Below are 12,289 nucleotides of genomic sequence, written 5' to 3' on the forward strand. Positions count from 1 at the left end.
CACCGGGGGCCCGGCCCGCCCGCCGAGCGGGCCGGACCCCGTTCTGGGCGATCGAGGGGTACTCCTTCCCCCATCACCTTCTTCGTGACCCCGCAATGGGGATCCCGGCCCCTGACTGACCGTTTCAGAATGAGTTGAGCTGCGGGTCTAGCGCTCGGCGATCTTGGTCGGCGGCGTGTCCGGAGTGCGTACTGATCTTGTTCCGGATGACCCAACCGCCATGACTTCGGCGTTCAGGACGTCGCCGATACCTCCTCCGGCTGTTCCTTCGCCGCGGCCTCCATCGCCAGCCGCTGCCGGCGCGTGGCCGGCCCGAAGAGGGCCAGCACGAGAGCGCCGAGGGTCCAGGTGCCGGCGATGAAGATGAAGACCGCCTGGTAGCCGATTCCGTTGTAGATCCCGGCGATCGTCAGCGGGCCGACCGCGTTCGACAGGCGACCCAGGCCGTAGGAGATGCTGGTGCCGAGCGAGCGGCCCTTGGTGTCGTAGAGCTCTGGTGAGTACGCGTAGGCCAGGGCGGTGTAGCCGCGCTCGAAGAGGTTGACCAGGAAGCCGAAGACAACGATGAGCACCGGGGTGAAGGTCAGTCCGTACATCAGGCCGGACGCGGCGATGATCAGTGCGAAGATCACCAGGCACCACTTGCGCTCGAACCGGTCGGTGACCATCGCGGCGAGGAACGAGCCGAGCGGTGCGCCGACCGTGGTCAGGGCGACGTAGAAGATCGAGTCCTCCACGCTGACGCCCTCTGCGGCCAGCAGCGTCGGCGCCCAGCTGGAATAGCCGAAGAAGCCGATGGTCTGGGTGATCCACAGCACCGACAGCAGGATCGTGGGGAACAGGAACTTCTTGTCCCTGAGCATGCCCAGGCCGGACTTGGTGACCGGGCCCTGCGGCTGCGGGGCCTCCGCAGCGGGCAACTGGCCGTGCTCGGCTGCCACGCTCGCCTCGATGCGCGCCAGAACGGCCTCGGTCTCCCCGTGGCGACCGCGGGACTCGAGCCACTGCGGGGACTCCTCGAGCTTCCGCACGAGAAACAGGAACAGCACGCCCAGGGAGCCCCACAGATAGACCAGGCGCCAGGACCAGTCGGAGATCGGCACCACCATGGAGGCGATGAGGTTGGTGGCGGGGGTGCCGCAGATGCCGATGACGATGGCGTACGCCTGGAACTTGCCGCGCCTGGCACGCGGGTAGAGCTCGCTGATGTAGACGACGGCGACGACGGTCATCGCGGACAGCCCCGCTGAGGTCAGCACGCGGAAGACGCCCAGGGACCAGATGTCCCAGGCGAAGACGCACGCGAACGACCACAGGGCGAACCAGAGCGTGGTCAGGGTGAGCGTGCGCTTGCGGCCCAGCCGGTCGGCAAGTCCGCCGGCCACGACGGAGCCGATGAACATGCCCACGAAAGACAACGAGGTTACATAGGCGATGTGGTTGACGTCGGCGCCCCACTGCTCGCGCACCACCGGGGCCGTGATGGCGAAGGTGTTGATGTCCGCGAACTCGAAGAAGTAGGCGAACGCCACCGCTATCAGGGTGGTCTTGTGGAACTTCGAGATGGGAAGCCGGTCGAGCCGGTTGGCCGCGTTGGTGGTGGGATTGTGCTGCACTGCACGCTCCTGGGGTGGAGACCCGGCGCCGTGGCCGTGTCAGATGTGTTGGTCGGTTGCCTTGTCGGGCCAGTAGAGGCGCATGGGGTTGTCGACCAGCAGGGCATGCTGCCTGGCCGGGGTCGTGGCGACATGCGGGATGTGGTCGACGAGGAGACCGTCGTCGGGCATGTGGTCCTTGAGGTTGGGGTGGGGCCAGTCGGTGCCCCACAGGGCCTGGTCGGTGAACTCGTCGACGACCTTGCGGGCGAACGGCACGACGTCCTGGTAGGCGCGGCGCTCGCCGTCCAGGGCACGCGGCCCGGTGACGGTCAGGCGCTCGGGGCAGGAGACCTTGACCCAGACGTTGTTGGCCTCGACGAAACGCAGGAAGCGCGCGAACTCGGGCCCGTCCGGATCCTTGGTGACGTCGGGGCGTCCCATGTGGTCGAAGACCAGTGGTACAGGCAGGGAGGCGAAGAACGGCGCCAGGTCGGGCAGGTCGGGAGCCTCGAAGTAGAGGACGACGTGCCACCCCAGAGGTGCGATCCTGCGGGCGATGGTCTCCAGCGCCTCGGTGGGGGCGGCGTCCACGAGGCGCCGGACGAAGTTGAAGCGCGCTCCCCGCACTCCGGCGTGGTGCAGGCGCCGCAGTTCCTCCTCGCTGACGTCGGGACGCACCGTGGCCACGCCGCGGGCGCGGCCGTCGGCTGCGCGCAGGGCGTCCAGCAGGGCGCTGTTGTCGGCGCCGTGGCAGGTGGCCTGCACGATGACGTTGCGCGAGACGCCGAGGTGGTCGCGGAGCGCGAACAGGTCGTGCTTGCCGGCATCGACGGGCGTGTACTTGCGCTCGGGCGCGTACGGGAACTCGGCGGCGGGGCCGAACACGTGGCAATGGGCGTCCACGGCTCCCTCTGGCAGGGTGAACGCCGGCTTGCTGGGGCCGCGGTGCCAGTCGAGCCAGCCGGGGGTGACGGCGAAGGTCTCGTCGGTCATCAGAGCTGCTCCTCGGAGGGTCAGTCGACGTAGGTCAGGCCGAGCTCGGCCAGGTGCCCACGCATTCCGTACATGTCCAGGCCGAGCTCTCCGGCCTTGAACCGCTCCCGCTTGCTCTCCTCGCCGGCCTCGCGCTTCGCTGCGGCCTCGGCGACCGTGGCGGCCTTCGCGGCGGGGACGACGACGATGCCGTCGGTGTCCGCGACGATCACGTCGCCCGGGTTGACCAGCGCGTTGGCGACGACGACGGGCACGTTGACCGAGCCGAGCGTGGCCTTGACGGTGCCCTTGGCGTTGATGGCGCGGGAGAAGACGGGGAAGTCCATTCGCCGCAGCTCGTCGACGTCGCGGCAGCCGCCGTCGATGACCAGGCCCTTGGCGCCGCGGGCGCGGAGAGAGGCGGCGAGCAGCTCGCCGAAGAAGCCGTCCTCGCTCTCGGTGGTGCAGCCGGCGATGACGACATCGCCCTCCTGCACCTGCTCGGCGGCCACGTGCAGCATCCAGTTGTCGCCAGGCTGCAGCAGCACGGTGACGGCAGTGCCGCAGAGCTTCGCGCCCTCGTAGACGGGCCGGAGGTAGGGACGCATCAGGCCGAGGCGGCCCATGGCCTCGTGGACGGTGGCGACCCCGAACTGTGACAGGGCTTCGACCGCCGTGCGGTCGGCGCGTTCGATGGTCCGGTGGACGACTCCGAGTTCGTGCATGGTGCTGTTCCTTGCGCTCTCGTGGCTGCGCGGCTGACCGGGGGTGGCCGGCGCGGGGTTGCGGGGCTCAGTGGCCCTGGGCGGTCAGGCGGGCGTCCAGGCGTGGGTAAACACGCCTGGCGTTCCGCTCCTCGACAGCCGCCAAGTCCTCGTCGGAGAGGCCGGTGTTCTCGACGTAGCGGCGGGTGTCGTCGAAGTGATGGCCGGTGCGAGGGTCGATGCCGCGTACGGCGCCGATCATCTCTGAGGCGAACAGGACGTTGGCGTGCGGGATCACGTCCAGCAGCAGATCGATGCCGGGCTGGTGGTAGACGCAGGTGTCGAAGAAGACGTTGCGCAGCAGCGACTCCTCCGGCTCCGGCTTGCCCAGCGCCTGCGCCAGGCCCCGGAAGCGGCCCCAGTGGTACGGCACGGCGCCACCGCCGTGCGGGATGACCAGGCGAAGCTCGGGGAAGTCGGTGAACAGGTCCCCGGTCAGCAGCTGCATGAACGCCGTGGTGTCGGCGTTGAGGTAGTGCGCCCCGGTGGTGTGGAAGGACGGATTGCAGCTGGTGGAGACGTGCACCATGGCCGGCACGTCCAGTTCGACGAGCTTCTCCCATACCGGGTACCAGGACCGGTCGGTCAGCGGCGGAGCGGTCCAGTGGCCGCCGGAGGGGTCCGGGTTGACGTTGACGGTGACGGCGCCCAGCTCCACCACGGCGCGCTCGAGCTCGGGGATGACGGTGGCCGGATCGACCCCCGGTGACTGCGGCAGCATCGCCCCGGGGGCGAAGCGCCGGGGGTACAGCTCGGCGACACGGTGGCACAGGTCGTTGCAGATGCGGGCCCAGGCGGAGGAGGTCGCGTAGTCGCCGATGTGGTGGGCCATGAACGAGGCGCGGGGGGAGAAGACGGTGAAGTCGATGCCGCGCTCGTCCATCAGGCGCAGCTGGTTTGCTTCGATCGACTCACGGATCTGGTCGTCGCTGATGGCGGGCCCGGCAGGGTCGGGCTCCCGCGTCGGGGCGGTGAGCGCGGCGACCTGCGCGTCGCGCCACTCCTCCAGGGGAGCCGGTGCGGTCGTGTAGTGGCCGTGGATGTCGACGATCACGCGGTGCTCTCCTGCGTGGTGGTGGGGTCCCAGACGGAACGGGGTACGAGCAGGTCGCCGGCCATGACGAGGCGGGCGGTGCGCAGCAGCGCGGAATGTGCGATCTGCTGGGGGGCGTCCGGGTCGAGACCGAGGGTGACGGTGAACTCTCCGGACGGGTGCTCTACGGAGACAGTGGCCTCCGTGTCCGACAGGCCAGCGGCGACGTCGCGGGCGACGCTGTCTTCGAGCACGCAGGCGGTGGCGGCCGTGACAGCGGCCAGCACGCCGATGGACTGGTGGCACACCCGCGGGATGAGGCTCCGCGTGGAGAGGGTGCCGCCCTGACGCGGCGGCGCCACCAGCGTCATCTTCGGGTAGTTCTTCTCCATGACGTCGCCCAGGCCCATGGCTTCGCCGCAAACCAGGCGCAGTGCCTCCACGCGGGCCTTGAGCTCGTTGTCGGCGTCGATCTCCGCCGGTGTCTCGTAGCCGGTGGCGCCCATGCGCTCGGCTGCCACGATCACCAGGGGCTGGCCGTTGTCGATCAGGGTGACGTCGACGGCGCCGACACCGGGGACCTCGACGGTGTCGCGCGTGTTCCCGGTGGGGAGCAGGGAGCCGGCGACGGAGCCGGCAGTGTCCAGGAACCCGATCTCGACCGGAGCGGCGGCGCCGGGGACCCCGTCGATACGGGCCTGCCCCTCGTAGGCGACATGCCGCACCCCGGCGGGGCCTGCCGGGGTGGCGACCGTGATCTCGGCGACCATGCCGGTGTTGCGGGTGAGCACGCGGGCGGTGGTGAGATCGGCAGTGGAGACGACCATGCCGGTCTCGATGGCGAACGGCAGCACGGCGGCGAGCATGTTGCCGCAGTTGGACGTGGTGTCGACGGTGTCCCCGCCAGGCTGCACCTGGGCAAAGGTCCACTCCACGTCGATGCCGGGTTCCGTCCCCGGACGCACGAGTCCGACTTTGCTGGTCAGCGGGTGCGCGCCGCCGATGCCGTCGATCTGGCGAGGGTCGGGCGACCCCATCGCGGCCAGCAGCACGGCGTCCCGGACCCCGGTGTCCTCGGGCAGCAGCCGCGCGTCGAAGAACGGTCCCCGCGACGTACCGCCCCGCATGAACAGGCACGGAATCGCGATCTGTGAGCCGCGACGGCGGGTCCCGTGGACCTGGGCGGCTGCTTCGGCAGGCATGGCCACTCCTTCATGAGCTGGGGGCACGCAGAGGAAACTAAATCATCAACCAGATTGTTGACAAGAAGGTTGAAGAAATCGCTGGCAAAGTCCTCGGCGGCCTTGGCCGCAGGCCGCGCGGCTCTAGGCTTCACGTATACAGAGCTGCTGACGGAAGAGGTCGAACGAGTGACGGACAAGCTGACAGGCGCTGCCGGACGCCAGTATGTGGCCGAGGCCATCAGGCACTCCTTGAGCTCCGGGGACCTGTCGCCCGGGCAGCGGCTTGTGGAAAACGACCTCGCCGAGTCCTACGGGGCGACCCGCGGCGCCGTACGCGAGGCTCTGCAGGATCTCGCCGCCGAAGAGATCGTCGAGATCGTCCCTCGCCGCGGAGCCCGCGTCCGAGCGGTGTCCGTCGACGAGGCCATCCAGATCACCGAGTGCCGCTCCGCGCTGGAGCAGCTATGCGCCATGAAGGCGGCCACGCAGGCGAGCCAAGCGCAGCGCACGGAGCTGCGCCAGATCGGCGCGGAGATGCAGCAGGCGGTCGCGGACGGAGCAGTGCACACCTACTCCATCCTCAACCAGCGCCTGCACGAACTGGTGGTCGAGGCCAGCGGTCAGGAGGTGGCCAGGCGCCAACTCGACCGGCTCAACGGACCAATGGTGCGCTTCCAGTTCCGGCTGGCACTGCGCCCCGGCCGTCCCGCCCAGTCCCTGCAGCAGCACTTGGCCATCGTCGACGCGATCGCCGGCGGTGATGCCACGGCAGCGGCACGGGCTACAGCCGCACATCTGGAAGACGTGATCGAGCAACTGCGATCGTCGGCTGCAATGCCGTCCGCGCCGGTGCCGACCCGCGCCTGAGAACGGCAGGTCGTGGCCACTGATCGGGTGACGACGCCGGCGTCCGCAAAGGACAAGGCTCCTACGCCGCTGAGGGAGGTGCTCGACGTCTCAACTCATTGGTAGTGGAGCCTTGTTGGTTGCCTATCCTGCCGCACTCGACCTGCCTCATGACCTGGTCGAGTGGGTCACGATGCTGATCGTCACCCGGGAGGGTGGCCGCCGCTGCAAGCTCCCGCCGCCCGCCGATGCGGACGTCGTCGATGAGGTGTCGGCTCATCGCCTTGAGGTCCCGGCTGAAGCGTTCTTGGTAGGTGCTTCTGTTGCTGCTGCGCTCCCCTGTGGCCGGCGTCCTCCTCGCCACGGCGCCGTCCGCCCAGCTCGGCCACGTCGTCACCCTCTGTTCCGTGCTCCATGCCGTGGTCCTGTTCACCGCCTTCGCCCGGCTGCGCGCCACCCCCGCTCTGTGCAGCTGCTTCGCCTGACCATCCCGGTCACCTTCCTGCTCACCTCACGGAGATCGCCATGCCTACGTCCCACGCCCCGGGCGACCAGCTGGGCCTGCTTCGCGGCCCAGGCGTTCCACCCACATCAGGGAGCCCGAGTCCGCAGGGCGGTGACGCACTTCGCTCGCCTCGGCCCCGTCGAAACGGTGTACCAGGTGGAGTGCCATGTCGATGCCGGCCGACACACCGGCGGAGGCATGAAGATGTCGCGTCATCGACGTACCTGACAGCCGCGCGTACGTCGATCGAGCCGTCGATCTTGGTGAGCCTGTCGAGACAGTTCCGGTGTGTGATGGCCGGCCGACCCACCAGCGGGCCGACGGCCGCGAGGACCACACCGCACCACACCGGTCGGGGCCCCGACTGTCACCGCGCGCGCAGCAGCGGCCGCTCGGCGATATGGGAGGCCCAGACCCCCCAGAACCTCCCACGGTCAGGTGACGCCAAGGGCCAGGGAGCCGGAGCACACGGACGTTGCACTTTACATCGATGCCTCGGCGTACGGCATCACATGGGGCGAGCGCGCGAGGCTGTTCTTATGCTTGACGAGCACGCGTCCTTACGACCTGCGCCACGCCGGCATCTCCTTCTGGTTGGCCTCCGGCGTCGACCCCGCGGAATGTGCACGCCGGGCAGGGCAGAGCATCCAGGTCCTGTTCCGCTACTACGCCAAGTTCCTGGCTGAAGCGCAGAACCACGCAAACACCCTGATCGAAGACTCCATGCGGCGATGGGAGGCGGCGACGGACGATGGCGATGCGGAGAGTGCCTTAGCAGGACCTTGGCCCGGAAATGCCCCGGAACTGCTGGTCAAGTCTGGGACACGGGTGGGAAATATCGGGAGTAAGGGAGCTTTTCGGCTCGTCGTTTAGATGTGCGCCGAGAAGGGCGCCTGACGGGTATCTTCCCTGGTCAGACGCCCTTTTTCTGCGTCTAGAAGAAGCCCAGCTTCTTCGCCGAGTACGACACCAACAGGTTCTTCGTCTGCTGGTAGTGGTCCAGCATCATCTTGTGTGTCTCGCGGCCGATCCCGGACTTCTTGTAGCCGCCGAACGCCGCGTGGGCCGGGTACGCGTGGTAGCAGTTGGTCCAGACGCGGCCCGCCTTGATCTCGCGGCCCAGGCGGTAGGCCGTGTTGCCGTCGCGGGTCCAGACGCCGGCGCCCAGGCCGTAGAGGGTGTCGTTGGCGAGTTTGAGGGCCTCGTCGACGGAGTCGTAGGTCGTGACCGAGACGACCGGGCCGAAGATCTCCTCCTGGAAGATGCGCATGTCGTTGGTGCCGCGGAAGATCGTCGGCTCGATGTAGTAGCCGCCCTCGAGGCCGGGGACCGTGCGGGGGTTGCCGCCCGTGACGACCTCGGCGCCTTCCTTCCGGCCGATGTCGAGGTAGGAGAGGATCTTCTCGTACTGGTCGTTGCTCGCCTGCGCGCCGATCATGGTGTCCGGGTCCAGCGGGTCGCCGCCGACGATGGCCTGCGTGCGCTCGACGCAACGGGCCATGAACTCGTCGTAGATGGAGGAGTGGATCAGGGCGCGGGACGGACAGGTGCACACCTCGCCCTGGTTGAGGGCGAACATCACGAAGCCCTCGACGGCCTTGTCGAGGAAGTCGTCGTCCGCAGCCGTGACGTCGGGCAGGAAGATGTTCGGGCTCTTGCCGCCCAGTTCCAGCGTGACCGGGATGATGTTCTCGCTCGCGTACTGCATGATCAGGCGGCCGGTCGTCGTCTCCCCGGTGAACGCCACCTTCGCCACACGCGGGCTGGAGGCGAGCGGCTTGCCCGCCTCGACGCCGAAGCCGTTGACCACGTTGACCACGCCCGGCGGGAGCAGGTCGGCGATCAGTTCGATGACGTAGAGCAGGCTGACCGGGGTCTGCTCGGCCGGTTTGATGACGACGCAGTTGCCGGCGGCCAGCGCGGGGGCGAGTTTCCACGTGGCCATCAGGATCGGAAAGTTCCAGGGGATGATCTGGCCGACGACGCCCAGCGGCTCGTGGAAGTGGTACGCGACCGTGTCGGCGTCGATCTCCGCGATGCTGCCCTCCTGGGCGCGGACGACGCCGGCGAAGTACCGGAAGTGGTCGACGGCCAGCGGGATGTCGGCGGCGAGGGTCTCGCGGACCGGCTTGCCGTTCTCCCAGGTCTCGGCGACCGCGATCTTCTCCAGGTGTTCTTCCAGGCGGTCCGCGATCCTGTTGAGGATGCCCGCGCGTTCCGCGACGGACGTGCGGCCCCATTTGTCGGCCGCCCGGTGCGCGGCGTCCAGGGCGAGTTCGACGTCGGCGGCGGAGGAGCGGGCCACCTCGCAGAAGACCTTGCCGGTCACCGGGCTCGGGTTCTCGAAGTAGCGGCCCTCGACCGGGGCGACGAAGTCACCGCCGATGAAGTTGTCATAGCGCCGGGCGAAGTTGACGATGCTGCCGTCGGTTCCTGGCTGCGCGTACACCATGGCGGCTCTCCTCGGTGAAGGGCGGGGGAGGCGTGAGAGTGGGGCCACGCCCTCGTGGCGTTCCCACTGTGCTGTCCGGAGGTTGGCGCAAGGTTGGCGCCGCGAGGCCGGCGGTCGCGCGGGGCCGTCAGTCGCGCAGGGCCGTGGTCAGCCGGCCGGCGGCGATCGCGCGGCGGGTGTCGTCCGGGCCGAGCAGACGCAGCGCGTGCTCGTGGATCTCCGCGTCGTACGGGGCCCGTTCGCCGTAGCGCAGGGCGTGGTCCGGGCGGGTGCTCGCCAGCACGGCCTCGCGTACGGCCACTTCGAGGCGGGTGCGCCACTCCTCGATGCCGGGCGCCTCGGAACGGGGGAGCAGCGGACCGCCGTAGTGGCGCAGGGCGGTGTCCGTGTCGCCCTGCTCCAGCGCGCGCAGGACGTCGGCGGCGTCGCAGGACACCGGGATCGTCAGGGCGTAGCGGCGGGGGGCGATGCCGCCGCCGAGGGCGCGGCGCAGGTGGGAGATCTCCGCTTTGAAGGTGGACGCGGTGACCGGCCGGTCACCGTAGAGGGCGGCGCGCAGCCGCTCCGGGGAGAAGCCGTCGGGTTCGAGTGCGAGCAGGGTGAGGATCTCCAGCTGGCGGGGGCGCAGGGGGAGGTGCCGTCCTTCCTGTACCGCCTGCTCGGCGCCCAGGCAGGTGAGCCGCAGCCGGGACGGCCGGCTCGGTCGGTCCGGGCGGTGGTGTTCCGTCGTGAGGCGGGCCTCGATGGTGGTCACCAGCGTCCGTACGGTGGACATGGCCAGGGGGTGCGAGCGGTCCCAGGTGGTGGACAGGTCCAGTACGCCGATGACACGGCCGTCCGGGCCGTGCACGGGGGCGCAGTAGCAGACCCAGCCGTGCAGGGCCGAGACCAGGTGTTCGGCCGAGAAGACGGAACTGGGGCGGCCGGTACGCAGGGCGAGGGACAGGGCGTTGGTGCCCATGGCCTGCTCGTCCCATCGGCCGCCCGGTGCGAAGTTGACCCGCTCGGCCCGGCGGCGCATGGTCCGGCCACCGCAGGTCCACAGGATGGTGCCGGACTCGTCGGTGACCGCCGTGACGAACCCGGCGTCCTCGGCGATGCTGTGCAGTTCGCCGGCGAGGCCGGAGACCGGCCGGTACAGCGGTGAGGACGTCCAACGCTGGTGCACCGGGCCGCCGTCGGTGACCGGGGCGCTGTCCCGGCCCGGGTCCACACTGCCCAGCGAACGCGCCCAGGACTCGGTCACCTCGTGGCGCAACGCCGCGCTGCCGCCCGGCCGCGTGCCGGGGACGCTCAGCCGCGGTACCCAGTGGGACCACTCGTCCTCCAGCACGGCCCTGCGCTGCCGGAGGTCAGGGCGCTGTGACATACCTCTCCCTGCGGTCGTACCGGTTCTCGGCGTGAGGTCAGTGTTACCGGACGCACCGGGCCCGGTCGAGGAAACCGGCGGACCGGGGGCCGGGGTTCCGGATGACTGGCCGGGAAATGACGCTGCTCTGAACGGGCGACCGCCTGACTGGATGTTTGTCCGGACCCCGCGTGCCGCCGTACGGGTGACGGGTTCACTCGACCCGACGGACGGGGTCCCGCCCGCGTACCACCGGCGCGCGGCGTCGCGTTGCCCTGGCATGGACAGCACTGCGACGGCGCGGCGCCTGCTCGGGAACGACGCCGCGCCCCGGCCGTACGCCGAACTCACCAGCGGATACTCGGGCCATCCGCCGATCTACGCGGCCCTCGTCGCCGAATGGGAGGCCAGGGGCCACACCACCCCGGAGCACCGTGACGGCCAGTGGGTCTCCTTCGCAGCACCGACCGAGAGCGAGACCTGGACCGCCGTCCTCGCGTGGCACACCGGCCCGCACCTGGGCCCGGTCGTCCCGTCCGGCGCGCAACCGGCTGCCGGCCGCCACCCGGGCCCGGTCGGCTCCGCCGGAGTTCACCCGGCCCCCGGCCGGTTCACGGGCCTGGCCGCGTCGTCAGGCCTGCGCCCGGCCGTCGATCGACATTCGGGTGCCCAGGCCGTTCCTGCCGGCGCCCATCCGACTGCCGGCCGGCACGCAAACCCGGTCGGCTCTGCCGGAGTTCAGTCGTCCCCCGGTCGGTTCACAGGCTCGGCCGCCGCGTCAGGGCCTTCGCCCGGCCGCTGATCGACACGGGGGTGCTCAGGCCGCTCCTGCCGGCGCCCCCAGCCGTCGGCCGGCACACAGACCCGGTCGTCCCTCCCGCAGCACATCCGACCCCCGGTCGGTGCACAGGCCCGGCCGCCGAACGGCACCCGGCACCCCCGGCCACTCCTCCCGGCGTCCGCCTCACCAACCGTCAAGCGCCACCGGCTCCGCGCTGACCGGTGCCAGTACCGCGAGGGTGCCCGTGGCCTCGTGCAGGGCCGACTCGAGGGTCCCGGGGGAGTGCAGGGCGCCGGTGCCGTCCGGTGGGACGAGCCACTCCAGGCGGCCGGCGGGCCGGTACGGCGGCGGTACCGCGACCCAGGAACCACGGCCGACGTGCCGGACCCCGAACCCGACCCACTCGCTGACGGGGTCGGGCGGCAGGAAGAAGCCCACTCTGCGCGCCGTGCAGTCCACCAGCGTGGGGCCGGGCACCTTCAGCGGGTCGCGCCACAGGTAGTCCAGGGCGAGCAGTCCGAGCCGGTCGGGAACGCTCAGCACGTCCCAGTACCGCCCGGCCTCCACGAGAACCGTGCCCGCGCCGTAGTCCCACTCCCGCTTGCACTCCTGGGGGTCCGTGGCGGCCGCGGCGAGCCACTCGACGGCTTGCTTCCACATGACGCTCTGCATGGCCACCCCAGGCACGGTTCGGCGCGCCCCGCTGGACGCACGCGGGACACGGGCCGGGGGCCCGCGGGAATCCGGGAGATCCGCGGTGCCGATCCGGCCCCAGTCATGCTCGTAGATATTTCTAGGCGCCGGAA

The 12,289-nt window shown here is 70.0% G+C and carries 11 protein-coding genes and 1 pseudogene; 4 read left to right on the top strand and 8 right to left on the bottom strand.

Annotated features, from left to right (window positions below; translation table 11 throughout):
• Positions 1 to 233 precede the first annotated feature (233 nt).
• From ACFT4A_RS30715 to ACFT4A_RS30735, 5 genes are all read right to left on the bottom strand, one after another.
• Complete coding sequence (locus ACFT4A_RS30715; RefSeq protein ID WP_382836407.1) at positions 234 to 1,616, bottom strand: MFS transporter; 1,383 nt, start codon at positions 1,614 to 1,616, stop codon at positions 234 to 236.
• 39 nt (positions 1,617 to 1,655) lie between these two features.
• Positions 1,656 to 2,591 carry an amidohydrolase family protein gene (locus tag ACFT4A_RS30720; RefSeq protein WP_382836410.1) on the bottom strand — a complete coding sequence of 312 codons (936 nt, stop codon included), beginning with the start codon at positions 2,589 to 2,591 and terminating at the stop codon, positions 1,656 to 1,658.
• Between the two features lie 20 nt (positions 2,592 to 2,611).
• Positions 2,612 to 3,295 (bottom strand): 4-carboxy-4-hydroxy-2-oxoadipate aldolase/oxaloacetate decarboxylase, encoded by a 684-nt coding sequence (ligK, locus tag ACFT4A_RS30725; RefSeq protein ID WP_382836413.1) that lies wholly within the window; start codon positions 3,293 to 3,295, stop codon positions 2,612 to 2,614.
• A gap of 67 nt (positions 3,296 to 3,362) precedes the next feature.
• Positions 3,363 to 4,388 carry an amidohydrolase family protein gene (locus tag ACFT4A_RS30730; protein ID WP_382836415.1) on the bottom strand — a complete coding sequence of 342 codons (1,026 nt, stop codon included), beginning with the start codon at positions 4,386 to 4,388 and terminating at the stop codon, positions 3,363 to 3,365.
• Entirely contained in the window at positions 4,385 to 5,569 is a 1,185-nt protein-coding gene (locus tag ACFT4A_RS30735) for a 4-oxalomesaconate tautomerase (RefSeq protein ID WP_382836418.1), read from the bottom strand. The genes ACFT4A_RS30730 and ACFT4A_RS30735 overlap by 4 nt, the downstream gene beginning before the upstream one ends.
• Positions 5,570 to 5,737: 168 nt before the next feature.
• Between ACFT4A_RS30735 and ACFT4A_RS30740 the strand changes: the two genes are divergently transcribed.
• From ACFT4A_RS30740 to ACFT4A_RS30750, 3 genes and pseudogenes are all read left to right on the top strand, one after another.
• Positions 5,738 to 6,418 (top strand): GntR family transcriptional regulator, encoded by a 681-nt coding sequence (locus ACFT4A_RS30740; protein ID WP_382836559.1) that lies wholly within the window; start codon positions 5,738 to 5,740, stop codon positions 6,416 to 6,418.
• Positions 6,419 to 6,533: 115 nt separating this feature from the next.
• Positions 6,534 to 6,638 (top strand): annotated as a pseudogene (locus ACFT4A_RS30745) (IS5/IS1182 family transposase); the annotation flags it as partial.
• Between the two features lie 82 nt (positions 6,639 to 6,720).
• Positions 6,721 to 6,882 (top strand): hypothetical protein, encoded by a 162-nt coding sequence (locus tag ACFT4A_RS30750; protein ID WP_382836571.1) that lies wholly within the window; start codon positions 6,721 to 6,723, stop codon positions 6,880 to 6,882.
• Between the two features lie 954 nt (positions 6,883 to 7,836).
• Here ACFT4A_RS30750 and adh read toward each other — a convergent pair.
• Both adh and ACFT4A_RS30760 read right to left on the bottom strand, forming a co-directional pair.
• Entirely contained in the window at positions 7,837 to 9,354 is a 1,518-nt protein-coding gene (gene adh, locus ACFT4A_RS30755) for an aldehyde dehydrogenase (RefSeq protein WP_382836421.1), read from the bottom strand.
• A 127-nt stretch (positions 9,355 to 9,481) separates the two neighbouring features.
• Positions 9,482 to 10,723: a GAF domain-containing protein gene (locus ACFT4A_RS30760; protein ID WP_382836424.1), complete on the bottom strand. Its 1,242-nt coding sequence runs from the start codon at positions 10,721 to 10,723 to the stop codon at positions 9,482 to 9,484.
• A 259-nt stretch (positions 10,724 to 10,982) separates the two neighbouring features.
• Here ACFT4A_RS30760 and ACFT4A_RS30765 point away from each other — a divergent pair, with 259 nt between their 5' ends.
• Positions 10,983 to 11,504, top strand: a complete 522-nt coding sequence (locus tag ACFT4A_RS30765) for a hypothetical protein (RefSeq protein ID WP_382836427.1) — start codon at positions 10,983 to 10,985, stop codon at positions 11,502 to 11,504.
• A gap of 162 nt (positions 11,505 to 11,666) precedes the next feature.
• On the opposite strand, the gene ACFT4A_RS30770 is transcribed toward ACFT4A_RS30765, so the two are convergent.
• Entirely contained in the window at positions 11,667 to 12,155 is a 489-nt protein-coding gene (locus ACFT4A_RS30770; protein ID WP_382836562.1) for a hypothetical protein, read from the bottom strand.
• Between the last annotated feature and the right edge of the window lie 134 nt (positions 12,156 to 12,289).

This window comes from Streptomyces sp. NPDC057099 (assembly GCF_042671245.1).
GTDB lineage: Bacteria > Actinomycetota > Actinomycetes > Streptomycetales > Streptomycetaceae > Streptomyces > Streptomyces purpurascens.